This is a genomic window from Nannocystis bainbridge, from assembly GCF_028368995.1.
In the GTDB taxonomy this organism is placed as follows: domain Bacteria; phylum Myxococcota_A; class Polyangia; order Nannocystales; family Nannocystaceae; genus Nannocystis; species Nannocystis bainbridge.
Window position 1 is genome coordinate 3,393,928 of record NZ_JAQNDL010000001.1, and the last position, 23,580, is coordinate 3,417,507.

Annotated in this window: 20 protein-coding genes; 9 read left to right on the forward strand and 11 right to left on the reverse strand. The window is 69.2% G+C overall.

The genetic code is table 11. The features are described 5' to 3' along the window. Positions 1–104: 104 nt before the first annotated feature. Complete coding sequence (ltrA, locus tag POL25_RS13280) at positions 105–1,454, reverse strand: group II intron reverse transcriptase/maturase (RefSeq protein ID WP_272087252.1); 1,350 nt, start codon at positions 1,452–1,454, stop codon at positions 105–107. Positions 1,455–2,296: 842 nt separating this feature from the next. Between ltrA and POL25_RS13285 the strand changes: the two genes are divergently transcribed. The 3 genes from POL25_RS13285 (at position 2,297) to POL25_RS13295 (ending at position 4,741) form a co-directional block, all read left to right on the forward strand. Continuing rightward, on the forward strand, positions 2,297–2,677 hold the full coding sequence (locus POL25_RS13285) for a DUF4150 domain-containing protein (protein WP_272086354.1): 381 nt from the start codon (positions 2,297–2,299) through the stop codon (positions 2,675–2,677). Positions 2,678–2,687: 10 nt separating this feature from the next. Further along, positions 2,688–3,833, forward strand: coding sequence for a hypothetical protein (locus tag POL25_RS13290; RefSeq protein WP_272086355.1), 1,146 nt, complete (start codon positions 2,688–2,690; stop codon positions 3,831–3,833). Positions 3,834–3,934: 101 nt separating this feature from the next. Beyond that, positions 3,935–4,741, forward strand: coding sequence for a hypothetical protein (locus POL25_RS13295; protein WP_272086356.1), 807 nt, complete (start codon positions 3,935–3,937; stop codon positions 4,739–4,741). Here POL25_RS13295 and POL25_RS13300 read toward each other — a convergent pair. The 4 genes from POL25_RS13300 to POL25_RS13315 form a co-directional block, all read right to left on the reverse strand. Then, entirely contained in the window at positions 4,731–5,735 is a 1,005-nt protein-coding gene (locus POL25_RS13300; RefSeq protein WP_272086357.1) for a beta-ketoacyl synthase N-terminal-like domain-containing protein, read from the reverse strand. The two genes, POL25_RS13295 and POL25_RS13300, sit on opposite strands and share 11 nt — an antisense overlap. 38 nt (positions 5,736–5,773) lie before the next feature. Next, entirely contained in the window at positions 5,774–6,787 is a 1,014-nt protein-coding gene (locus tag POL25_RS13305) for a DUF2169 family type VI secretion system accessory protein (protein WP_272086358.1), read from the reverse strand. Then, positions 6,788–8,074 (reverse strand): GTP-binding protein, encoded by a 1,287-nt coding sequence (locus POL25_RS13310; RefSeq protein ID WP_272086359.1) that lies wholly within the window; start codon positions 8,072–8,074, stop codon positions 6,788–6,790. Positions 8,075–8,207: 133 nt separating this feature from the next. Further along, a complete protein-coding gene (locus tag POL25_RS13315) occupies positions 8,208–9,014 on the reverse strand; it encodes a class I SAM-dependent methyltransferase (protein WP_272086360.1) in 807 nt (268 codons plus the stop codon). Between the two features lie 308 nt (positions 9,015–9,322). Between POL25_RS13315 and POL25_RS13320 the strand changes: the two genes are divergently transcribed. From POL25_RS13320 to POL25_RS13330, 3 genes are all read left to right on the forward strand, one after another. Continuing rightward, a complete protein-coding gene (locus POL25_RS13320) occupies positions 9,323–10,012 on the forward strand; it encodes a hypothetical protein (protein WP_272086361.1) in 690 nt (229 codons plus the stop codon). 258 nt (positions 10,013–10,270) lie between these two features. Then, entirely contained in the window at positions 10,271–10,639 is a 369-nt protein-coding gene (locus POL25_RS13325) for a ribosome-binding factor A (RefSeq protein WP_272086362.1), read from the forward strand. Beyond that, positions 10,636–11,799 carry an RtcB family protein gene (locus tag POL25_RS13330; protein ID WP_272086363.1) on the forward strand — a complete coding sequence of 388 codons (1,164 nt, stop codon included), beginning with the start codon at positions 10,636–10,638 and terminating at the stop codon, positions 11,797–11,799. The genes POL25_RS13325 and POL25_RS13330 overlap by 4 nt, the downstream gene beginning before the upstream one ends. A gap of 56 nt (positions 11,800–11,855) precedes the next feature. On the opposite strand, the gene POL25_RS13335 is transcribed toward POL25_RS13330, so the two are convergent. The 6 genes from POL25_RS13335 to POL25_RS13360 form a co-directional block, all read right to left on the reverse strand. Continuing rightward, on the reverse strand, positions 11,856–13,475 hold the full coding sequence (locus POL25_RS13335) for a hypothetical protein (RefSeq protein WP_272086364.1): 1,620 nt from the start codon (positions 13,473–13,475) through the stop codon (positions 11,856–11,858). A gap of 69 nt (positions 13,476–13,544) precedes the next feature. Next, complete coding sequence (locus POL25_RS44285) at positions 13,545–16,007, reverse strand: DEAD/DEAH box helicase (protein ID WP_272086365.1); 2,463 nt, start codon at positions 16,005–16,007, stop codon at positions 13,545–13,547. A gap of 443 nt (positions 16,008–16,450) precedes the next feature. Continuing rightward, on the reverse strand, positions 16,451–18,214 hold the full coding sequence (locus POL25_RS13345) for a P-loop NTPase fold protein (RefSeq protein WP_272086366.1): 1,764 nt from the start codon (positions 18,212–18,214) through the stop codon (positions 16,451–16,453). Between the two features lie 117 nt (positions 18,215–18,331). Then, positions 18,332–18,517: a hypothetical protein gene (locus POL25_RS13350; RefSeq protein ID WP_272086367.1), complete on the reverse strand. Its 186-nt coding sequence runs from the start codon at positions 18,515–18,517 to the stop codon at positions 18,332–18,334. 373 nt (positions 18,518–18,890) lie between these two features. Further along, complete coding sequence (locus POL25_RS13355) at positions 18,891–19,382, reverse strand: TlpA family protein disulfide reductase (protein WP_272086368.1); 492 nt, start codon at positions 19,380–19,382, stop codon at positions 18,891–18,893. A 57-nt stretch (positions 19,383–19,439) separates the two neighbouring features. Then, a complete protein-coding gene (locus tag POL25_RS13360; RefSeq protein WP_272086369.1) occupies positions 19,440–20,528 on the reverse strand; it encodes a DUF3570 domain-containing protein in 1,089 nt (362 codons plus the stop codon). Positions 20,529–20,643: 115 nt separating this feature from the next. Between POL25_RS13360 and POL25_RS13365 the strand changes: the two genes are divergently transcribed. From POL25_RS13365 to POL25_RS13375, 3 genes are all read left to right on the forward strand, one after another. Further along, complete coding sequence (locus tag POL25_RS13365) at positions 20,644–21,078, forward strand: hypothetical protein (RefSeq protein ID WP_272086370.1); 435 nt, start codon at positions 20,644–20,646, stop codon at positions 21,076–21,078. A gap of 47 nt (positions 21,079–21,125) precedes the next feature. Next, complete coding sequence (locus POL25_RS13370) at positions 21,126–22,571, forward strand: spermidine synthase (RefSeq protein ID WP_272086371.1); 1,446 nt, start codon at positions 21,126–21,128, stop codon at positions 22,569–22,571. 76 nt (positions 22,572–22,647) lie between these two features. Further along, entirely contained in the window at positions 22,648–23,565 is a 918-nt protein-coding gene (locus POL25_RS13375) for a hypothetical protein (RefSeq protein WP_272086372.1), read from the forward strand. Positions 23,566–23,580: the final 15 nt, after the last annotated feature.

The following is a 23,580-nucleotide window of genomic DNA, read 5'->3' on the forward strand; positions in this document are numbered from 1 at the left end:
CTACCCTTCCTCTGCTTGAGCCGGAGGAAGGGCAGGACCCCCGTTCAAACCGTGCATGCGGATTTCCCGCACACGGCTTACCGGTGGTCTCTCGAGCCGCCGCATTACGCGGCCTCCGGGTACTGCACGGTCCCCCGTAGACGGTGGAGACCGTGGTTGTGGAAGAAGTCGCGCGTCCAGCTCTCGACCTCACCTGCGCGGAGGTGCCGGCCCTTGCGCCTCATCATGAAGCGACGAAGGCGAGACCACACGTAGGTGTCGATCCGGTTGAATTTCACGGCGGCGTTCCCGGTGCGGAAGTAGTTACCCCAGCCACGCAGCACCGGGTTGATGTCACGGATGATCACCCGCACATCTTTGGCCCCGTTGCGGTTCGAGCCGGTCAGCTCCTTCACGCGCTGCCGTGCCCGCGTCATGCTACGCGTCGAGGGCCAGCGCTGGAGGAAGTACACCCTGCGATGTTCCTTCTCCCAGATCGGCCCGGACATGCGCTTGCGCAGGTGGCAGCCGAGGAAGTCGAAGCCTTGCCGTCCCCAGCTCAGCTCGACTCGCCTCGTCTTCTCGGGATGCAGTTCCAGCTTGAGACGCCGCAGGATCTCGCGGACCCTGACCTCGGCCTCCTCGCACGCCTTCCTGGTCCCGCACAGGATCACGAAGTCGTCGCAGTAGCGCACGAGCTCGCCCAGATGGGCGTGCCGTCGCTGCCACAGCTTGTCGAGGACACCGAGGTAGATGTTCGACAGCAGCGGTGAGATCACGCCGCCCTGGGGTGTCCCCGAGAGCATCGCCGTCACCTGGCCGTCTTCCATCACGCCGGCTTCGAGCCATTGCCGCACCAGCTTGAGGACCCTTCGATCCGAGATCCGCATCTCGACGAGCTTCATCAGTCGCTCGTGATCGATGCTGCCGAAGTAGTCGCGGATGTCAGCGTCGAGCACATGGTTCCCACCTCGAGCTCCCAGCACGCGCAGTCGCTCGAGCGCCTGCGTCGCGCTGCGCTTCGGCCGGAAGCCGTACGAGCACGGAAGGAAATCCGCCTCGAAGATCGGCTCCAGCACCAGCTTCGCCGCCATCTGCACCACTCGGTCCCGGACTGTCGGGATCCCCAGCGGCCGCTTCTTCCCGTCCGCCTTCGGGATGTACCGCCGCATGACCGCGCTCGGTCGGTACGTCCCGCCCTTGAGTTCGTCGGCGATCTCTTCGAGGAAGCGATCGACGCCGAGCTCTTCCACCTCGGCCAGCGTCTGGGCATCGACGCCCGCTGACCCCCTGTTCTTCTTCACCCGCCTCCATGCTTCCTTCAGGACGTCACGCCTGAAGATGCGGTCGTACAGCGCATGGAAGCGTCGACCCGGTTGCCGCTTGGCTGCGGCCCACAGTCGGCGTCGAAGTTCTCGCACTTTGTCACGCGGCCTGCGCCGCGTGGGGTGGTTGGGACCTGTCCTGCAGGCCATGCCCTCGCGCTTACCTTCTTCTCCGACACGACCACCCCAGGGGTCCTTCCCTCCGACTGCGTTGTTCTGCGCCGCCATCGCCGGTACTACGACCCCCTCGGACTCCCGCTGCACAGCGCTCGACTTCGCCTTCGGCTTATACGAGTCGCATCGCCCCGACACGGGCCGTGCAGACGGGCCTCTCCTGTTCCGCATCGCTCCTTGAACGCGTGCTGCGCCCCATACCCCGGGAGGACCCATCGCGCTTTCTGCTCCGGATGACTGCGCGGTGGGCGTGGCCTTCGCCGTGAGATGAGCGGCTCGGCTCCCCCATTGTTCATCTGTCGAGGCTGCAGGCTTCACTTGATGTTGCGGCCCGCGTTCTTGCTCCCTCCGCAGAGGCTCTTGACGCCCCGCTCGGGCCGCGAGAATCTCTCCTCGCGCCTGGGGCCTGCTACCGGGCGCTCCGGCGCCTACCCGGGCGGGACTTTCACCCGCTGGAACGGTGCAGCATGACGCGGCCGAGCCGCCCCCTCCGGGGCCGAGCTCGTCCGCGTCGTCAGGACGCACCATCGCCCCACGCTATCAGACGCCGGCCGCGCGGTCGAGGGGCGCAGCGTCGACGAGGCTCCATGCCCGAGTACGCCCCGGGAACCTCCTTGCAGCGCTACGCACCTCGCCGCCACCGCAGCAGCGATCCGTCACACTTCGCTATCTCAGGACCGCACGTCGAGCACGCGCCCCATCCCGGCCCAGCGCCTGATCTCGCATCATGATGTGCACTTCGGCGCATCTTCGAGCGCGACGGGCCTTGCGATGGTCGGAGGGGCGTGTGATAGCCTACCTCGACGAAGGGTGTTCTCATGATTTGCACGGTCTTCGCCAACGGGCGCGGTGTGGTCCACAGACAGAGCGGAGGCGTCAGCGTGGTGTTCCCGGACGTGTGCAAGACGCCGACGCCGGGCGGCCCGGTGCCCATCCCGTATCCCAACACGGGCAAGGCTTCGGACACTTCCAAAGGGCCGAAGAGCATCTCGGTCGACGGTTGCATGCCGATGGTCGAGGGCGCCCAATACAGCCGTTCGTACGGGGACGAGCCGGGGACTGCCGGGGGCGTGATCTCGGGCACCAACCGAGGCCCCTGCGAGTTCATGAACTTCTCCTTCAACGTCAAGTTCGCGGGCAAGAATGTTTGCCGTCTTGGCGATCCGCTGCTGCACAACAAGAGGAACATCGGCGGGTGAGGTCGCACAGATGGTGCAGATCGGTGAACCCGTGGGAGTGTCCGGAGCCTCCAGTCCGCCCCCGGACTGGGCGGCCGAGGTGATCGAGGTCAGCTTCAATTCCGGGATCGCGGCGGCGCGGGACAAGGCTGCCATCCGAGCTCCCCACTGGAGCATCGGCGAAGATTTGTCCGACCTCTGGAAGCTCACCCAATCGCTCCGATTGCCCGAGGCCCCCTACTCGAAGAAGGCCGCCGTGTATCTCGTGGAGGGCGCTGGCGGCCCGAGAGAGGTCGAGGTCAAGGTACGGGTCAGCAAGTGCGTCAACATCTCCGGCATGGGGAAGTTGGTCGGCTCGCTCGGGCTCATCGTCATCGAAGGCGAATGCCCGCTCGCGGTCGGGCAACACACGGTCAAGGCGCAGATCCGGGAACTTCCCGAAGCCATCGCCCACCTCCGCGGCCTGCTCCAGTGGGGAATGGAAGCGGACAAGTTCGGCTGCTGGGCGCTCAATGCCAGCCTGGTCGAGTTGTTCTTCATCCTGGCCCGGCCGATCGCGGCTTACACACCTGGGGTATGGGTCGAAGCGCTGCGACTCGTCTGTCTCCGCGGGCCGGTGCTCGGTTTCAAACCGGACGAAGAAGCCAGGGTGGTCGCCAACATCACCCGCTACTGCCACTCGGACCACGAGATGAAATACGACACGCTCGGCGGCGACGCGTCTTTCGATGTCGCCGGCGACGGCGGCGCGTTCAACCTCTCGAATTATCTGGCCAGGGCGACCTCGACCCTCAACTGTTACGATCAGGCCGGCGCAGTCCAGGCGCTCGCAGGTGCGGTCGGTGTCGTCGTCTCCTGGATCTACCTCGCTCCGTTCGGATGCATTCACACGACGGACCTCGTGGGCGTCGGGCGGTGCAACAACCCCTTCTTCGCCTTTATCGGCAGCGAGCCGGTCGTCGCCCCCGACGATCCGCAGAGGACAGCTTTCGGCAACCACGCCTTCGTCGAGCACGGCAAGATCCATGACGCCTGCGCCGGGCCGCACATCGGGACCGAGTCGCGCCCCCAGTACGTCGCAACTACGATCGACGCGGTCGCCACACGCGAGCAGGGGTACGATCCAGGCACCGCCGCAGACATGGAAATTTGCCCGGGTGTGACCAGCATCGTATGACGCTCCGCCTCACAGCGCTGGTGCTGCTGGCCTTCGCGCCTGGATGTGGCGCCCCTCATCGACCCGATCCACAGCAAGACAGTCGAGGAGCTCGCTCGATCATGACGAACCCCAAGGCCGAGACACTGAAGAGCAAGCTCGAGCTCGACAAGGTCGAGCTCACCGAACCCGCGCGAGGCGTCGAACTCGCGTGGACGACCGCGCTGGTGCGAGGTTTCCTGCCGGGCGCGAAGTGGGAGCTGCTGGGAGATACCACGCTCCCCGTCGAGCCCGGTGAAGCGATGCACAAGTGGATCTGGGGCGACGGGGCCGCCCGCCTCACCGTCGCGGTGTTCGTGTCGAGCGACGGTCCACTCGTCGCGCGCCGTCGACTCGTCACGCTCGCCACGGAGAACATGCGCCCGGACGTACCCTTCATCCGTGGTCCGGCAGATCTGGGCGATGTCTCGACGATCTTCGCCGTCCCACCCGCCTTCGCCCATCTGATCTGGGCTTACACGAACGTCTGCGTCGCCATCAAGACTCAGGACGCACCGGGCATCGATGTGACGAACATCGCCGCAGCGATGCAAGAACACCTCGCCCGTCACGTCGTGCCACGAGTCAAGGGGGCGACGCCGCAGATCGAGCACGCGGAGCCGTCACTCAAGCAGGTGCCGGTCGGTACACCACTGACGATTCGGCTCCGGATGCGAAGCGAGGATGCTCCCCGCGAGCTGCAGGTCGCCATCAAGGAGCGTAACTCGACGCTCCGGATCGCCGGCGACCTGGGCCTCGTCACGACCTTGAGCGTCGACACGCCGGGGCCGCGGAAGCTGACCATGATGGTCGCCGACAAGAGTACCTTGCTGTCGACCTGGGCCAGCGTGATCTTCGAGGTCACGCCCCCGGCGCCGGTTAACGACTGACGACGACCGCCGCCCGGGGCGCTCCCTCCGAGGCGCACCAGACGAGGCTCGAACCGGGGCTATCACCCCGCATGAGCTCCACCGCGGCGAGACCCAACAACACGGGGCCCGACGCCGCGCCCAGGTCGCCGAAGCAGTCGGCGGGGTGCCTCAGGTGCAGGCCGTCGCGGAACGCCGAGCTCGAGCGAATCGCGGCCACGCCCCACTCCTTCGCGCCGAAGCTCTCGCCGTTGAGGCTGCAGAATACGCTGCTGATCGAGGCATCGGGCGCTCCCGCGACCGCCGCACGGACAGCATCGGCGAGCCCGTCGCCGAGATGCGGCTCCTCGCTGCGGCGATGGCCCCGCTCCTCGCCGAGGCCAGGCGCAGCGACATGAGCGATGCCGACCGACTCCGGCGTCCTCCGCTGCGCCGAGAGCAGCAGAAACCCTGCCCCCTCGCCCGGCACGAAGCCATCCGTGACCCCGCAGGCATGCACCCGGCCCGCCCGATCCAGCAGTCCCAGCAGCTCCGGATCGACGTGACTGTCCACCCCGCCGACGAGCACGTAGGGCTGTCCCTGCTCGTGCAGGAGCCGCGAGGCGTGCTCCAACACGGCGATGCCCCCTGCACGGCCCTGGAAGGCCGTCGAGCTGTGCTCGCGGCTGAATGTCACGTTCGTCTGGACCCGGAGCTGCATCAAGAATTCCGCCCCGATCGCCGCTTCCTCTGCCGCGTAGGGCTCGGGACCGACGAGCAGGAGAGGAATGGTGTCGACTCGAGCGACCGGTGACACGGCCTCCCGGAGCGCGCGCGTGGCCAGCCGCAGCATGCGCTGGTGTCGCCTCGACAGTCGCCTGTTCCGCGCCAGCTCCGGAGCGAGCGGCGGAAGGTGCTCGTCCTCCAGGAAGGCGACGATCATCGGCTCCCCCTTGGAGTTCCAGAACGAGCTCTCGCGCTGGCGGCTGATGCCCGCCCGCACGGCCGCCGCTGTCGCCGCGGCCTTGAGTCCCACGGCCGTGATCACACCCACTTGGTGGACCCAAGCGCCTGTCATGCCAGCCTCAACTCTTCCAGCCACAGCGTGGCTCGCTCGATCTGCAGCACCCGCTTGTCGCACGATGTCGCGGCTCGCCAGACCATGCACAATCGCCGCGCGTCCGGCTCGATCAGCACCGTCTCGAGCTCCGGCCGCAACGTTCTCCTATCACCAGCGATCCTCACTTCGATGAAGAAGCGACAGATCGGCAGGAGACAACGCAGCGGTCCCTCCACAGCGGCGTTCTCGAGCCGCACCGCCTCGCCGCCTCGCAGATATCCGGGGGCACGGAGGACCTCGGGCGCCACGTTGAAGAACCGCGGGTCGAAGTCATGCGGGAGATAAGGGGCGCGGTGACGATGCCATGCCTCGTCGTAGGTGCCTGCGCACTCCCTCCGCGGCGACCAGGCGGGGGCCACGGGTGCGAAACACGCCGGGATGGCGGCATCGCCGGCTCCCAATACCGGCGACCGAGGATCCTCCAAATTGGGCAGCAGCAACCCCTTCATGGCCCGCCCGCGAGCCCCGCGGAATCCTCGTCCGACTGGGTTTCGCGGCTCGTCACGCGGCGGGCCCTGCTCGGGCACGTAGCAGCCCCCGAACGCACGCTCGTAAACCAACGGCATGGCGACGAAGGGCACCGGCGTGGTGGCCCGCGACAGCGAGGCTGCCCCGGTCCAGAAGCGGTCGCCGACCACGCGGACGGCTCGGCGAACGTCCGCGACCGCGAATTCGACCATCAGTTCACTCACCGCCTCGCCGCGAGGCGCGTGGGCTTGGCCGACGAGGAGCACGTCCGTGGATGGCTTGGTGGGGTGGCGATCTGCGGGATAGCGAATGCTCGACTGTCCGGGCTCGCCCCAATACACGTCACTGGCGTGCAGCGGTACCTGTTCCTCGGCGACGCGCAAAGGGCTGCCGAGCTCGAAGCTCGCCTTCACCGCCACATAGACCGTATCGACGCCGCGAACATCCGGAAGGACGTCGAGCCCGGCGCTGAACGGCGTGTTGTTGGTGACCTGCAGCATTCAGGACCGCACGTCGAGCACGCGCCCCATCCCAGCCGTCCCGGCCCAGCGCGCTCGTTCGCCTGCCGGCAGCAGCGGCCCCTGAGTGCCGTCGCGCAGCAGGAACGGCATCCCGCGCTCGACGTACACCGGATGCACCAATTCGACCGTCACCGTCGCCCCCTCGCCCGGCGCGATCGTCTCCTGCGCGACCACGTCGAAGCGCCCCGCCACCACAGTCGTCCCGAACAGCAGCAGCCCGACGTGGCCGCTGCGGATCGGAGTACGGCGGCCGTGCTCCTCGGTCGCCAGCAGCTCGAGGTGCGCCGTCAGCGAGCGCACCGCCCTCGTCCCCGGGTTCACCAGCGCCTGGCCCGAGTGCAGCAGCCCGACGTTCAGCGCCTGCCCTGGCCGCACCAGTCGCACCCCGACGAACTCGCCCGCCTGCGCGCGCTCGACCTTGCGGTGGTTCATCTCGAGCTTCGACACCTGCACCTCGAGCGGCTCGCCGAAGCCCGCGACCACCAGCGTGTCTCCCGGGCGCACCTGCCCGCGACGCACCCGCCCGTCGATCACCAGCCCCTCGTGGTTGGACCAGCGCGGATACACGTGATCGAAGTACAGCAGCGGCGGGCCCTGCACCGTGTGTTCGGGGACCTGCAGCTCCAGCTCGAGCACCTCGAGCAGATCGGAGATGCACCCCTCCCAGCGCTGGCGATCGTCCGCCTGCGGCGCCGCGGCGCCGCGGATGATGCGGGTCCCGTCGCCGTCGAAGCCGCAGCGGATCAGCAGTTCGCGCACGTCCTGCTCGACCAGGTCGAGCCACTCGGCGTCGGCCACGAGGTCGCACTTGTTGAGGAACACCACGATCTGCGACAGCCCGAACGCGCGCGCCAGCAGCAGGTGCTCGTGCGTCTGCGGCTCCACCCCCTTCGGCCCCGACACCACCAGGATCAGCGCGTCGACCAGCGCCTGGGCCCGCGCCGCGTTCTTCAGCCACGGCCGCCAGCCGGGGCTGTCGACGTGGACGAAGTCGCGGTGCTCCGTCGCGTAGCGGACCTCGCCCGCCGCGATCGTCCGCGTCTCGAGCCAGCCCTTCTCCCGGTGATGGTCGCCGTGCCACGCTCGCCACAGCCCACCGCGCCGGTCGAGCTCGGGCACCGTCACCGCCTTGACCGCCCCCTGCGTGCGGCGCGACAGCAGCTCCGTGATCGCGCAGGTCAGCGACGTCTTGCCGCATTGATGATGGCCGATGGTGCCGACGGCGAGCGTCGGTCGGTTCGGGGCGACGTGAGCAGCGTCGGACATACGGCCCGCGATCATAGCCGCAGGAGCACGCCGGCGTCGCGGTCATTTTCGCCCGGCGACATGTCCGAACGAACATGTCCCTTAGGACATGAACATGTCCCTGAGGACATGTACTTTACGCCACTTTCCGCCCTCACCCCCGCGGCGCGCCGACCAGCCACGTCACGCGCATCGGGCTGCGGCCGAGCGGCTCCGACTCGATCTGCCACGCGTAGTCCTCCGCTCCGGGCACCGTCGCCAGCAGCTCGCGCAGCTCGTCGGGCGAGTACACCCGCAGGCACGACACCACCCCGTCCCACGTCGCCACGAACGGGATCGCCGGCACCAGCCACGTCCACGCCAGCCGCGACAGGCGGAGCGGGCGGATGAACGGCGACGTCGCCAGCACCCCGAGGCTCGTCACCATGCACGTGGCGATCGACGCCGGGTATCTGCCGACGCCCTCGAACGCCGCGATCCCGCGCCGCTGCGCCACCGCGTCGGCGAGGATCGCCCGCGCCTGCGCCGGCCGGAAGTGATGGAAGGCGTTGCACAGCACGCGGAACCCGGCGAGCTCGGCCGGGACCGCCGTCGCGTCGACCGGGCGCGGCTCGTGCACGATCCGCCCCGGCACCGTCGAGGCCGCTGCGAGCATCGCCTCCGCGTTCGGGAACAGGTCGGTGAGGCGCACGCGCACTGGCACCCCGCGGCGGTCGAGCTCGCTGATCAATGTCGGCAGCGGCCCTGCCGAGCCCGAGCACAGGTCGAGCAGCTCGCGCTCCCCGGTGCTGCGCAGCGCGGCCGCGAGGGCGTCGCAGAAGCCCTGGTACGGCCGCGGATCGAGGTTGCCGATGAAGTTGAGGTAGCCCGTCACGCCGTCGCGGATCGCCCGCGGCAGCCACGGCTGATCCTCGATCTCGAACCCGTGTCGTCGTCGACCCAGCACGCCCTGTCCCGTCATCGCCGTCTCCTCGCTGGCGAAATTTAGACCGTCTCGCGGGCGCCGCGGGTTCGTCGCTGCGATCTGTCTTTGAGGACAGCCCTTTACCTTTGCTCCGCCTCCGACCCCAGGTCTCGGACCCGCTCGCTGCAGAATTCGGGCGCTATCGCGCCGGTTTCACCTGACCGGGGGCGCGCGGCCTCGCGGCTCGAGATTGCCCGTCCGCCAACGCACGACAAGTCGGCCTTCCGCGAGGACGCGCGGTTGTGTAGCGTGCGGTCAGGGTCGCACGCTGCGCCCGGAAATTTCCCTGCGGAGACAACATGACCATGCGTACGCTTACTTCCTTCTCCCTGATGTCGGTCCTCGCGCTTGGCCTCGCGGCCTGCGGTGATGATGGCAAGCCGAACCTGACGACCGCCACCACGGCGACCACGCCCGGCACCACCAACACCACCAACACGACCAACAACAACACGACCGACAGCACGGACACCGACGCCACGGCGACCGAGACCGACGGCACCGAGACCGACGGCACCGCGAGCGAGAGCACCGCGACCGAGACCGCCTCGAGCACGCCGACGACGACCGAGGAGCCGGTCACCACGACCGAGACCAGCGTCACCTCCGAGACCACCGTCGAGCCGGAGACCACCACCTCGACCACCGTCGAGCCGGAGACGACCACCACCGAAGGCACCACCGACGACACCACCGGCGGCGGCGGCGGCGAGTACCAGGCTTGCGGCGCGATGGGCGAGTGCCCGGCGGGTTCGGACTGCCTCGAGCTGATGGGCATCGAGGGCAGCTTCTGCTCGCCGATGTGCGACGGCATGGCGTGCCCGCCGACCGGCGCCGACGCGCAGGGCCAGTGCGTGCTGAGCATGGGCATGGGCGACCCGACCTACTGCGCGGCCCTCTGCCCGCCCGGTGACGCCGACGCCTGCCCCGAAGGCACGACCTGCAAGGAAGTCCCGGACCAGCCGATGCCGATCGGCATCTGCACCGCGCCCTGAGTGCGCACGGTCGCCCCGCGCGACCACGCCCGCTTGCGCGAGGCCACGAGTTCGCATAGCTTCGTGGCCTCGGAGTCGGCCCATGCGTGTCTCTCCACATACACGAGCCTGAGTTCCGGATCGCTTCGGCGGTCCGGTCCCGTGTGTGTGCATTGAGTCCGCAAAGAGCCACTCATGAATCGTCACCGAGACCGCCGGCGCCGTCGCGCGCCGGCCACAACTGAATATTCGCAGTCTCCTCATTCGCTCCCGGGCGACGTGGACCCCGCCGTGTTGTTCGGCGCGGCCCTCCCGTCGCAGGCGCGACGCAAGCTCGACCAGCTGTCGCGGCAGGTCGAGGAGCGCCTCTCGCTGGTGCTCGCCGGCGAGATCGACGACCCGCACGTCGCGGCGCTGACCCTGCTCGGCGTCGAGCCCGAGCCCGGCAGCGGCAACCTGGTCGTCGTCCTGGCCCTGCCGGTCGGCGCCGGCGGCGACGAGGCGCAGGTCGTGATGCGCCGCCTCGACGCCCTGCGCGCCTACCTACGCGCCGAGATCGCCGGCGCCATCCACCGCAAGCGCACCCCGAACCTGGTGTTCCGGCTGGTGCCTTCGCCGCTCGCCCGCGACGAGGAGGTGGAGCCATGACGGCGAACTCCACCGTCGCAAACGGCGAGGGCGCCGCGCCGGCGAGCCTCACCCGCTTCGTCGCCGAGCCGCCGCCGCGCGCCGTCACCGACGCGCTCGAACGCCTGCGTCACCTCGGCGACGTCGCCCGCATCGCCGTCATGCCCGACGTGCACCTCGCCGAGGGCGTGTGCGTCGGCACCGTCGTCGCCACCCGCACCCTGCTGTTGCCCGCGGCCGTCGGCGGCGACATCGGCTGCGGCATGGCGGCCGTCGCCTGCGACGTCGAGGCCAGCGCGCTGGACGACGCCCACACCGCCGCCGCCGTCCTGGTCGGCCTCCAGCGCGCGATCCCGGCGCTGCGCCACCCGGGCGGCCAGCACCCGCTGCCGCCCGCGCTGGCCGGGCGCCCGCTGTCCGCCCCGTCGCTGCGCTCCGAGCAGCGGCGCACGGCCGGCCTGCAGCTCGGCACGCTCGGTCGCGGCAACCACTTCCTCGAGCTGCAGGCCGACGAAGACGACCGGCTGTGGTTGATGGTGCACAGCGGCTCGCGCGGGATGGGCACGGCGATCCGCGACCACCACGACGCGCTCGCCAGCCCGGTCGGCGCCGGCCTGCGTGGGCTCGTCGCTGCCAGCCCCGAGGGCGCGGCCTACCTGGGCGACATGCAGTGGGCCCTCGACTACGCCGAGGCCAACCGGGCCGCCCTGGCCGCTCGCGCCGCCGAGGTCTTGGGGACATGTCTCAAAGCGCATGTCCTCATGGACACGTGGATCTCCTGCCACCACAACTTCGTCCGCCGCGAGCCGCTGGGCGACGAATCGCTATGGGTCCACCGCAAGGGGGCCGTGTCGGCGCGGGCAGACGAGCCGGGCATCGTGCCCGGCTCGATGGGCGCGCCGAGCTACCACACGTGCGGCCGCGGCGAGGTCGCGGGCCTGTGCTCGAGCGCGCACGGGGCCGGGCGCGCGATGAGCCGCGGTGAAGCGCGCCGACACATCCGCGCCGGTGACGTCGTGGCCCAGATGCGCGGCGTATGGTTCGACCACCGGGCCGCCGACGCCCTCCGCGACGAGGCGCCGGCGGCCTACAAGGACATCGGCGCGGTCATGCGAGCCCAGCGCGCCCTGACCCGCGTGGTCCGCCGATTGCGGCCGCTGCTGAGCTTCAAGGCCGCGTAATCACCACACCCGCGCGGCGCGCTCCGACCCCGGGGCGCGCCGCGATCGTTTCGCCCTCACGCGCCGCCGATCATCAAGTAGCGCACCCACGGGTCGAAGCCGAGCCCGTTCGAATCGTCGTAGAACGTCAGGTGGATCTGTCCGGCCGTATCGAGGCGGGCCGTGGCGCGATCGGTGAACACGTCGACCGCCGCGACCTGATGCTCCTCGGGCTGGCTCCCGGGCCACGCCACCCGCAGCTCCGAGCTGCGCTCCTCGGCCACCTCGTTCCAGTAGCAGAACGGCGGGTTCTGCTCGCACTGCGACAACATCGTCCCCTGGTGACGGATCGCCAGGTACAGCGCCCGCACCTCGTCCTCTGCCGCCACCAGCGCCAGCGGGTAATACGTCCGGTAGTCGAACTCGCACGCCAGCCCCGCCTGGGCCGGCGGCGCGCCGCACGTCTGGTCCGCCGGCGAGTCCTCGCCCGCCAGCGTCTCTGTCGCCCACGTCGCCGGACCCGTGCGATGGGCCAGGACAATGTCGTGGTGGACCTGGTCGGCCTGCTTCCTGGCCAGCAGCACCCACGGCGTCGCCTCCGGCCCGGCCAGCGCCAGGTCGTGGTGCTGGCGCTCGATCACGTTCGAGCCGAGCGGCGTCACCACCTCCGCCACCCCTGGCGGCGCGAAGTAGTGCAGCTTCCAGGTCGCGTCGCTGGTCGCCCACGCCGTCAGCCGCGCCGCGTCGCCGGCGTCGAGGGCGATGCGCACGTGGATCTCCGAGTCCGCGATCATCTGCTGCTTCGCCCACGCCCCGTCGAACACCTCGTACTGGACCGCGAAGTCGCTGTCGACGTGGCCGACGTGCAGCGCCCCCGCGCTGCCGTGGACCAGCTGGGCCGCGCGCACGTGGTTCATCCCGACCAGCGAGCTCTCCTGCGTCCACTGACCGTCGAACCGGCGCCACAGCGAAGTCCCGAACGCCCCGTTGTCGACCATCGCGAACACCGTGTCGTCGTCGGGCGCCGACGCCAGCGAGCCGGTCGCCACCACCATCGGCGTCGGCGTCGCCGTCCACGTGTCTGGCCCGACGCGCTCGGCGTAGAACCCGTGGAACCCGTTGACCGCCTCCGAGTAAAGCACCACCGGCTCGCAGTCGCCGTCCAGCGCGATGGCCGGCATGTCGTTGCGGAACATCTTGTTCGCGCTCACCACCTCGTCGCGCAGCGTCGCGCAGGCCGGCCCGCCGGCCCCGCACAGCGGCTGCTTGACCGGGAAATCGGCCGTCAGGCACGTCTCCGGCACCTCGACGCCGCCGGTCGTCGTGCTCGTCGCGTCGGTCGTGCTCGTCGTGCTCGCATCGGTCGTCGTCGTGCTCGTCGCGTCGGTCGTGCTCGTCGAGGTCGCGCTCACGCCCGTGTCGGTGTCGGCCGTCGTGCTCGTGCTCGTGCTCGTGCTCGTGCTCGTCGTCGTCGTATCCGAAGTATCCGACGTGCCTGTCATCCCGCCGGTCGTCGTCTCACCGGTCGTCGTCGAGGTCGTCGGCGCGACCTCGGTGGTCGGCTGCTCGCCGGTGGTGCTCGACGAGCTGGTGCTCGCGCCGAGCGTATCGGTGGTGGCCACCGCGTCGCCGCAGCCGGCGAGCGTCACACACAGCAGGGGGATGGAGAGCGCACAAGAAGCCGAGCGAAGCGTCATGCCGCGATCATACTGCCGCGCGCGAGCGTCGGTGCCAGGGCCGACCCGACCTCGCGCGCGCGCCGACGATCACCGCAGCAGCTCGAGCAGCTCCTCGCGGCCCAGGCCCGACACATCGCCCTCGTCGACCGTCGCCTGCGCCAGCGCCCGCTTGCGCGCGTGCAGCTCGAGGATCTTCTCCTCCACCGTGTCCTCCGCGATCAGCCGGTGCAGGAACACCGGCCGCGACTGCCCGATCCGGTGGGCCCGCGCCCCGGCCTGATCCTCGATCGACGGGTTCCACCACGGGTCCAGCAGATACACATAGTCCGCAGCCGTCAGGTTCAGCCCCGTCCCGCCCGCCTTGAGCGAGATCAGCATCACCGGCGGCCCGTCCTCCGCCTGGAACCGCGCCACCACCCCTGCGCGATCCTCCGTCGCCCCGTCGAGCCGCACGTGCTCGAGCTCCGCCGCCGTCAGCGCGTCCTCGACCAGATCCAGCAGGCTGGTCCACTGCGAGAACACCAGCGCCCGGTGGCCCGCCGCCGTCACCTCGGTCAGCTGCGCCAGCAGCAGCTCCACCTTGCTCGAGCGCGTCGCCTCCTGCCCCGGTACCAGCGCCGTGTGGCACGCCGCCTGGCGCAGCCGCAGCAGCAGCTCGAGCGCCTCGAGCATCCCCCCGCCCGACTGCAGCTTCGGCAGCTCGAGCTCGGCCGCCACGCGCAGCCCGTCGTAGATCCGGCGCTCCTCCGCGTCGAGCGGGCAGCGCAGCACGATCTCCGTCAACGGCGGCAGCTCTGGCGCCACCTCTTGCTTACGCCGGCGCAGCATGAACGGCCGCAGCTTCGCCTGCAGCTCCGCCGTCCGGGCCGCCCGGCCCTGCTCGACCGCCTTGCCGTAGCCTGCCACGAACTCGCGCAGCTGCCCCAGCAGCCCCGGGTTCAGGAAATGCGACAGGCTCCACAGCTCCGTCAGGCGGTTCTGCACCGGCGTCCCGCTGAGCGCCACCCGCCAGCCCGCGCGCAGCCCGAACGCCGCGCTCGCGGTCGCCGTCGTCGGCTCCTTGATCGCGTGCGCCTCGTCGAGCACCACCGTGTCCCAAGTCTCTCGGGACAGCTTCTCACGGTCGAGCCGCAGCACCGCGTAGCTCGTGATCGTCACGTCGGCCGTCGGCTCGAGGTTGCGCTTCGGCCCGTGATACAGCGCCGCGCGCAGCCCCGGGCGGAACCTGCGGCACTCTGCCAGCCAGTTGTGCAGCGTCGAAGTCGGCGCCACCACCAGCGTCCGCCCGCGCACCGAAGTCAGCGTCTGCAGCGTCTTCCCCAGCCCCATGTCGTCGGCAAGCAGCGCCCCGATCCCCGCATCGCGCAGCACGCTCAACCAATCGACCCCGCGCCGCTGATAATCGCGCAGCTGCGCCGTCAGGTCCGCCGGCAGCGTCGCCGCCGGCAACGTCGCGAACATCTCCTCGCGCGACAGCGCCGCCAGCCCTGCCAGCTCGGGCGGCGGCGGCACCTGCAGCGCCTCGCACAGCCCTGCCGCCGCCGTCCGGGCCCAGCGCGGCCGCTTCCCGTCGGCCCGGCGCGCCGCCACGAATTGCTCGAGCATCGGCCCGTAGCGCTCCAGCCAGTCGCGCGGCAGCCACACCAGCCCGCCGTCGTCGGCCTGCAGCGCATATTGCCCCGAGCGCCACGCCTGCACCACCCGCGCCGCGTCGACCTGCGTCTCCCCGCTTGAAGAAGCCCCGCTCGGCGCCTTGAACGTCACCTCCGGCTCGCCCGCCTCCGCGCCCGCCGCCGGCTCCGTCCATTGCGGCTCGAGCGTCCGCTTCTCCGGCTCGCGCGCCTCTGGTGATTCCGCCGGCGAACCTGCCTCCGGCGATTGTGAAGTCTCCTCGCTCACCGCGATCCGCTCCACGAATCGCAGCACTTGCCCCACCAACGCCAGCCGCCCGCCGACGAACGTGCGCCCCTCGATCGCCGCCGCCGTCCGGACCCGCAGCGGCGCCGCCTCGATCGCCACCGGCGCCCCGTCGAGCGTCACATCGAATGCCGGCACCAGCCGCGCCACCACGAACTCCGCGATGTCCGGGTAGATCATCAGCTCCTTCGCCCCTGCCGGCATCGCCGCCAGCAGCGGATCGTCCGCCTCGACCGCCCCCACCTGCACCGCCTCGCCGCCCGCGCTCACCGCCACCACCCGCAGCTGCAGCTTGTCGCCCGCGCTCTGCAGCCGGTACCCCAGCTGCAGCGCCGCCGCCACCTGCGGCCCGATCTGCTCGAGCAGCCCGCCAGCAGTGTGCAGCACCAGCGCCGCCGCCACCACATGCTCACAGACGGCCGGCCCCGCCCCGCAGTCGCAGCGCCACCCGTCCCACGCCCACCGCACCTCCGCCCGCACCCCGCTGCCCGCCAGCCGCGCGATCGCAAACACCCACCCTGAGGCGTCGCACGCCTGCACCCGCGCCGCCCCCAGCCGCGCCAGCTTCAATCCCCGGTGCCACGCCGCCGGCGCCGCCGCCCGATGAACAGGTTCGAGGACCTCGGTAAACACGCGTTCAAGGCTGTACCACGCCCGGTCTCGGAGGTCAGCGCGCGTTTTCGCGCACACCTTCGCGCCGACCGCGGTCCGCTCTTCGAAATGAAGCGTGGGAAACTTCGCCGAATCAGCCGATCATCGCGCTCGAGAAGCCGAGGCATCATGACCTGGAGAGACATCCATCTTTACGGCGCCGGCGCCATCGAACGTGTCTGCGGGCTCTACGAAATCGGCAACCTGCGAGTCCCGGGCGCCAAGTTCAAGATCAAGGTCCTCGAGCGTGCGCAAGGTGACTTCGTTGCCCTGCTCAACGTCAGCCTGAAAGCGCCAGACGGAAGCCCGGACGGAATGGCCGGACTCGGACGAACCGAGCACGAGGCGCGTTCGTCGACCCCTGAGGGCGACGCTCATGCACAACTGCCGCACACAGCGGACCGGGATACCGTCGCATGGCGCTCTCATCCGTATAGTTGCTTAAGCCGAACGATGAGCATTTTTTTCTGCAGACTTGGCCCCGGCGCCTGTTGCTCGAGTCTCGCAGTCATGCGCTTGACCCAGTCTCCGGAACCGCCGATCCGGAGCAGCTCCACGACCTGAATCTGATCATGGTAGGTAAGCGAGAGCAGTATTTTGACGAAATCATCAGTGTCGACTTCTTGCAAAGCGCCGAGCGGCACGGCCGCCTCACGGCGCCAGCAGTCCTGCAAGTCGACTCCAAGCGCAGCAGCGAAGGCTTGTCCTCCTTGGCGCAAGGCTTTGAGAAGCTTCACTGACTCCAACTGAATTATTCTCCGCTCGCTCGACCTGGAGCTTTCGGTAGCGTACTTCACAAGCTCCTGAAATTCAGCCATTTCAACGGCCGCATACACTACTCCTGCGTATGATTTCGGATACACAAAGCAGGCGTCGCAAGTCTCCGCGTCACGATTAATTGATGCAATTGCACATTTTGCTGCATCGATAATGCTCGCTATGCTCCGCACGGAACACACCACCCCCTCATCTTGCGCCCACATATGAGTAGCAGCGACGTGTAAGATTTGACCAGCAGTGTGAAGATTCTTATCAATCAGAGATTTCCATGTATTTTCCAGAAGATCATTGAACTCCGAGTCTGAAAACTTATCAAAGTTGATCAAGCGCAGCCAGTCCGGCGGTTGAGCATCCTCCACCACGCGTTTGCATTCGGAGGCGAGTTCGGCTACTTCGATCTCGCCACGCGCAAAGAAGCCACGCCACCAATTCAGCGAGAGAACCTGTGGCGATAGTGAGAGCGCCGAGTATCGGCGGTAAATAGTATCATCCAAGCTATCGCCGCTCTGTTTTCCCGAAACAATATTCGCCACGCGCGGCTCAATCTCATCGGGCTTCAATGCGCCGGAGTAGACCCCAAATGCCAGGGGCAGTGTGGAATCAAGCAACCTCAAAGCCAATGTCTGCTCGTCCTGCAGATCGCTGGGAATCACCGTGAATATGCGGCAAAAGTCGCGAATGGCAAAGCGGAGGACACGCAGGCTGGTGCATTGGGAATGCTCAAAAAGCTGCAGCGCGCGTCCTCGATGCCTCTTGAGGACTGTCGCGCACATGTCACTTTCTTCACTGAGCATGCAGTCCAATGCGCCCGCCGCATCGGGGGTCACCTTGAGGGTCATGCCGATGGTTTTCTCCTTGGTCCGCCGGTAGGATCCGTCCTTTCCCTCTATCTCATTCTCTGCTGACAGCAGGATTACCTTCTTGCCATCATGTTCGACCAACTGGTTGATGAGGCCCCACAGTTCGTCTCCGGCAACGGCGCAGCGTTCAATGTCGTCGAAGACTAGGATGTCTTTGTCGGTTGAGGGATTCTTTTTTACCTCATCCATGACCCCGGGGAGCCCCGCGCTGACTTGCAAGTCCCCCTTGTTGTCGCCATTCAAATCGATGGTTGTCGAGATTTTCACAAGCCCCTTGATCAGCCGCCCCGCAATGACAGCTCCTTTCGATGCAAGAAACGGATGGCGTGCAGCAAAAATTCGTTCGGCCACATCATTGGCGGATTTGGCTCCGTATAGGCTTATGTAGAGATATTTGTTGAGTTTATCGGAGGACGAGTGGCGTTGAATCAGCCAAGTCTTGCCCGTGCCCCACTCACCCGTTATCATCAATGCGTAGCGGGGCGGCGTGGTGTAGCATGCATAGTGGGTGAGATATGACAGGATGTGCTGGTTCGGATTCTCGGACATGAATAGGATTATCGCCCACTGCACGAGCAAATGTCAACTCGTCCATTCGAAGGGACATGCCCGGGGCAAGGGAGTCGGGGGCAACAGGCCGGCGTTGAGGGCTGACCCAAACCTGCCCTACTGCGGAATAAACTTCGAGCAGGCTGTCCCGATGAGGTTGGTAGCGACGTCGAACCCGGGCCCGTAGTCGGACTCACTCCAGCCGATCGAGTACATATACGGGAACAGCGCGCGAAATTGACAAATGTGGTCGTAGTCCTTGCACTCGCCGCCGTACTTGCTGGCGATACTGAACACGACCACGGCCGCGCCATCGCCATGCTTGGCTTCGATCACCGCTTGCGCCACTCGGCGGGGGTACCTTCCGAGTCTTCGTCGGCGGTGACGAAGGCAAGGGCCACGACCATGACGTACTACATCCACCTCGATAAGCTGCGTAAGGCTCGCTAGGCGGTGGACATGCTGGCGGGAACCGCCCCGCCCCCGACGCTGGCACCCGTGGTGCCGATGCGGCCGACCCCGCCGGTCCGTGGCAACCGCCTGGCACTGGCTGGTAAGTAGCCCGGGTTCTGTCGTATACGTGGAATTGAGCCGAATTCACAGTCGGCAATTCGCTAAGCAGGACACCCGGCCCGGCTCGCACTCGCGGCCCACTCGACTCGAAGCCGAGAACCCGTCACCCCCCGAGCCGCTGCGTCACTTCCGCCTCGAGCTCCGCGATCTTCACCTCGCCCGCGAACACCTTCACGATCTGCCCGTCCTTATCGACCACGTACAGCGTCGGCATCTTCGGCGGCGACCACGACTTCGCCAGCGCCTGTCCTTCATCGAAAATCATCGGGAACGACACTGGCACATCGCGGAGGAACGCCTGCGCGTCCTCGCGTTGCTCGTCCATGCTCACTCCGACCATCTCCAGCCCGTTCGCCTGGTGGCGCTTGTAGAGCGCCTCGAGCTCCGGGAACTCTCGGCGGCATGGTTCGCACCACGACGCCCAGAAGTCGACCAGCACCAGCTTCCCGCGCATCGTTGCCAGGTCCACCGTCGTCCCCGCCCCGGCCAACGACGGCCCGGCCAGCGCGGGTGCCGGCCTCTCCGCCGTCGCCGGCGCACCGCCGTCGGGCGCCTTCGTCGCGGGTTGCGGCTCGCAGGCCGACAGGAGGAACATGGCGAAGAGGACAGGTCGTGAAAACATGCGTGTGTGCTCCGAAGAAAGCCGGCCGTATCAGTAGCGCCCGCCGAGCATGGCCGACAGCTCGAGGGCCCACACCCGCGACAGCCCGACGAAGTCGTCGTAGCCGATGCGCGTGCCGGCGACCAGCGCCCCGACCTCGATCGCCCCGCGCTTCAGCGGTTTGGCGTAGAGGCTGTGGAGCGCCAGGCGCTGGCTGCCGAGCGACGACAGTTCGCGGTCGCGGGTGAAGTAACCACCTGGCCCTGGGGCCATGTAGTGAGAGCGGTAGAAGAACGCCGCCGACTGCGCGTAATGGCGGTACTCGAGCGCCAGCGTCGCCCCGCGGGCCGGCACCACCGACAGGTCGACCGCCGCCGTGTGCGAGCGCAGCTGCCACGAATCGTAGTAGAAGCGGTACGTCGCCCCGATCGACACTTTGCGGTGCAGCGCCTGGCGGGCCCGCAGCACCCACGCGTGGCGGTTGCGGCGGCGCGGGTGGACCTCGGGCAGGCAGAACTGCGTCGTCTCGTTGCAAAGCCCGCCGTCGCCGCCGACCGCCACGAACCGGTACGGGCTCGCCATGTAGCCGAGCGCCCCGCGCAGCTCGTAGGCCAGCTGCAGCAGCGTCGTCTTCGTCAGCACGAACGTCGCGCTGACCAGCGCCCCGCCGGCGCGCACCGGCTCGCGGAACGTCGGGTCGCCCGAGCGGCCGACGCGGTCGAGCGCGCCGAACAGCCGCCCGGCCAGCGTGATCGTGCGCTGCGCCAGGTCGACCTTGCCGCCGAGCGTCGCGCTGTTCGCCAGGTAGTCCGGCTCGTGCGAAAAGCGATACGACGCCGACCACGCCGTGATCCCGCGCTCACGCTCGACCCCGACGACCCCCTCGTGACGGTTCTCGCGCACGATCGGCGTCGCGGCCGTGCGGATGTCCACCGACGCGCTGGTCCAGGCGTCGAGGCTGTAGCTGATGTCCAGCTGCGTCTGCGGGCCGCCCAATTGCTGCCGCAGGTGCGCCCGCGGCGAGATCACCGTCGTCCGGTCGCTGTCCGTGCGCACGTAGATGCCGCCACGGACCTGGCCCCCGATCGGGGCCGGCTCGGCCGCCTGGACCAGAGCCAAACTCAGGGGGATCCACCTCATTGGCGGCGAATCATCACGCGCACAGCGCGCGTCACCCTGAAATTAATTTTGAAATCCATTTTCAGATCGGAGACTATCCGCCGCGACGTTCTCCGTCAACTCTGGAGTCTCCGCCATGGCCCGTAAGGCACGCCCCACGCTCGTTCTGCTCCTCGGACTCGCCGCATGCGGTGGGCTCGGAAACCCGAGCGACAGCGACAACAACAACTTCACCACGGCGGTCCCGCCGTGGATGGGCAGCGAGAGCGACAGCGGCAGCGGCAGCGGCAACGTGGTCCCTGGCGGTCCTTCGACGACCACCACCGGCGCCTCGGCCAGCGACACCGCGACCACCGGCGAGCCGACGACCTCCGACAGCACCACGACGACTTCGACCTCCACGTCGACCTCGACGACCGCGCCCGACCCGACCGGCGCGCCGAAGCTCGACCTGCCGCCGAGCTTCACCACCGGCGAGACCGACACCGACAAGGACAAGGACAAAGACAAGGACAAGGACGACGACAAGGACAAGGACGTGGACACGACCACGTTGCCCGCGCCGCTGTGATCGCCGGGCCCTCACCGCGCCCCTCGGCCGTCCGCGAAGCCGCGACCTTGCTGCTGGCTGGCCTGTGCTTCGGCGCCAGCCAGCAGCTCGTCGTCCGTGAGCTCGTCAGCCTCCTCTACGGCGAGGAGGTGGTGCTGCTGTTCGTCTCCGCCGCCGCGCTCGCGGCCGCCTCGCTTGGCTACCGCCTCGGCGCGCGCCTGTCCCCGCGGGCCCTCGCCGGCCTGCTGCTGACCTGCGGCGCCCTGCTGCTGCTGTCGCCCGCGCTGCCACGATTCGCGGTCGCCGGCCTGTGCCTCCTGCGCGGCGACTCCGGCCCCGAATTGTTGGTAGTCCTCGCCCTGCTGACATTCGCCGCCGCCGCCCCGTTCACCGCCATCGTCCCGGCCCTGCTCGACCGCCACGAGCAGCCCGAGGACCGCCTCGCCGCCCTGCGTCGCGGCTACACCGCCGAGCTGATCGGCTTCGGCCTCGGCAGCACCGCCGCCCTCGCCCTCGGCAGCGCCCCCGGCCTGCGCTTCGCCGTGCTCGCCGCCGCCCTGGTCGCCCTCGTCCACGTCAGCCTCGACCGCCGCCGCGTCACCCTCGCCTGCACCGTCGCCGCCGCCCTCGCCTGCGCCACCCATGCCCCGCTGTCGCGGCTCGGCGCCGATCTGGTGTATCGCCACAAGCACCGCCTGCCCGGCGCCGAGGTGGTGTGGTCGGTCGATTCGCCGTACCAGCGGGTCGAGGTCGTCACCGCCCCGGGCCGCGGCCGCATGCTCTACCTCGACGGCCTGCGCGACCTCGACGACCGCGACCTCGGCGCGCTCAATCACTACCTCGCACGCGCCCCGGCGACGCTGGTGCAGCCGAAGCAGGCGCTGCTGGTCGGCAACGGCACGCTGTCGATGGTGCCCGAGCTGGCGCGCCTGTCCGATCATCTGACCACGGTGGAGATCGATCCGGCGGTGGTCGACGCGGGGGCGCGCTTCTTCACCCCGGGCGAGCCGCTGGCCCGGCTCGCCAACTGGCGCCTGGTGCTGGCCGACGGCAAGCAATTCCTGGCCGCGACCGAGCAGCGCTTCGACCTGATCGCGGTCGACGTGCCGTCGCCGCTGACGCTCGGCGAGGCCTATCTGCACACCCGCGAATTCTACGCCCTGTGCCGCGCGCGCCTCAACTCGGGCGGGGTCCTGGCGATCCAGCTGAGCGGCCCGCTCGGCGCCCCGACCCGCACCCCGGCCCGCCTGGTCGCGTCGCTGCGCGCCGAGTTCCCGGCCGTGGTCGTGGCCGACAGCGAGACGGCCGACCGCGCCTTCGCCTACGCCTCCGACGCGCTGCCGTTCACGCCCGAGGCGCTGCAGTCGGTCGCGGTCGCCGGTGAGCGGGCGCTCGCCGTGATCGCCGGCCCCGAGCTCGACCGCCGCATCGAAGGCGCCGTACCCTTGACCCTCGACGACCTCGACCTCGTGCTGCGCCGCGGCGCCGAACGCCTGCGCGAGCGCTACCTGTGACCGCCATGCCGCGCGCCGCCACCACGCCCGCTCGCCCCGCGCTCCGCGTCGCGCACGCCAGCACCTCGTGACCGCCATGCCGCGCGCCCTGCCCTCCGCGTTCCTCGTCGGCGTCCACCTCGGGCTGCTGCAGGCCGGGCTGCTGCTGACGCTGTCGCGCGCGCTGTCGGCCGCGCACACCACCTACGCGCTGGTGCTGACCGCGTGGCTCGCCGGCTCGGCGCTCGGCTTGTGGTCGCGCGCGCCGGCCCGCGACCTGCCGCGCGCGCTCGGGCTCGGGCTCGTCGCCTACGCCGGCGCCGCGCTGGCGCTCGGCAGCGTCGACTTCATCGCCGCCAGCCCGTGGTGGTTCGCCCCGGCGGTGGCCGCCGCCGGCCTCGCCTCGGGCACCTACTTCGCCGCCGCGGTCGCCGGCGGGGCCGCGACCGCCCGCGTGTTCGCGCGCGAGACCTGGGGCTTCCTCGCCGGCACCCTGCTGGCCGCCGCCGGCTACGCGTTCCTCGGACGACCTGCTCTTTTGTACATGCCCCTCGTGACAGGTACCCTCGCCCTCGCCCTGCGCCCGCGCGCCGCCCTCGCCGCCCTCGCCCTGCTGTCCTTCGGCTGCGACGACCCGGTGCGGGTGGTGCCCGCGCCCGACCGCGCCCGCTTCGGCGCCGAGGTCTACCCGGTGCTGCTGCGCGACTGCAGCTTCCCGGCCTGCCACGGCGACCCACGCCGCCCGCTGTTCATCCCCGGCCCCGGCCGCACCCGCCTCGGCACGCCCGAGTCGCCGCTCGACGCCCCGACCCGCGCCGAGGTCGACCTCGCCTACGACCGCGCCCGCGGCTGGCTGCTGGCCGAAGGCGACGAGCCGCCGCCGCTGCTCCACAAGCCCGGCCCGCGCGCCGCCCACGAGGGCCGTGACGAGCACGGCCGCAACGTCTATGAAGACCCGGACGCCCCCGGCCTGGCGATCCTCACCGCCTGGGCCGCAGGCACGGAGGCGCCGTGATGGCTCGAAGCACAT

Bases quoted from the DNA above. Each gene is read 5' to 3' on its own strand.
- ltrA (WP_272087252.1), bottom strand. From the start codon at position 1,454: ATGGCCTGCAGGACAGGTCCCAACCACCCCACGCGGCGCAGGCCGCGT.
- POL25_RS13375 (WP_272086372.1), top strand. From the start codon at position 22,648: ATGCCGCGCGCCCTGCCCTCCGCGTTCCTCGTCGGCGTCCACCTCGGG.
- POL25_RS13345 (WP_272086366.1), bottom strand. From the start codon at position 18,214: ATGTCCGAGAATCCGAACCAGCACATCCTGTCATATCTCACCCACTAT.
- POL25_RS13305 (WP_272086358.1), bottom strand. From the start codon at position 6,787: ATGCTGCAGGTCACCAACAACACGCCGTTCAGCGCCGGGCTCGACGTC.
- POL25_RS13330 (WP_272086363.1), top strand. From the start codon at position 10,636: ATGACGGCGAACTCCACCGTCGCAAACGGCGAGGGCGCCGCGCCGGCG.
- POL25_RS13320 (WP_272086361.1), top strand. From the start codon at position 9,323: ATGCGTACGCTTACTTCCTTCTCCCTGATGTCGGTCCTCGCGCTTGGC.
- POL25_RS13365 (WP_272086370.1), top strand. From the start codon at position 20,644: ATGGCCCGTAAGGCACGCCCCACGCTCGTTCTGCTCCTCGGACTCGCC.
- POL25_RS13355 (WP_272086368.1), bottom strand. From the start codon at position 19,382: ATGTTCCTCCTGTCGGCCTGCGAGCCGCAACCCGCGACGAAGGCGCCC.
- POL25_RS13315 (WP_272086360.1), bottom strand. From the start codon at position 9,014: ATGACGGGACAGGGCGTGCTGGGTCGACGACGACACGGGTTCGAGATC.
- POL25_RS13285 (WP_272086354.1), top strand. From the start codon at position 2,297: ATGATTTGCACGGTCTTCGCCAACGGGCGCGGTGTGGTCCACAGACAG.
- POL25_RS13290 (WP_272086355.1), top strand. From the start codon at position 2,688: ATGGTGCAGATCGGTGAACCCGTGGGAGTGTCCGGAGCCTCCAGTCCG.
- POL25_RS13360 (WP_272086369.1), bottom strand. From the start codon at position 20,528: ATGAGGTGGATCCCCCTGAGTTTGGCTCTGGTCCAGGCGGCCGAGCCG.
- POL25_RS13310 (WP_272086359.1), bottom strand. From the start codon at position 8,074: ATGTCCGACGCTGCTCACGTCGCCCCGAACCGACCGACGCTCGCCGTC.
- POL25_RS13335 (WP_272086364.1), bottom strand. From the start codon at position 13,475: ATGACGCTTCGCTCGGCTTCTTGTGCGCTCTCCATCCCCCTGCTGTGT.
- POL25_RS13295 (WP_272086356.1), top strand. From the start codon at position 3,935: ATGACGAACCCCAAGGCCGAGACACTGAAGAGCAAGCTCGAGCTCGAC.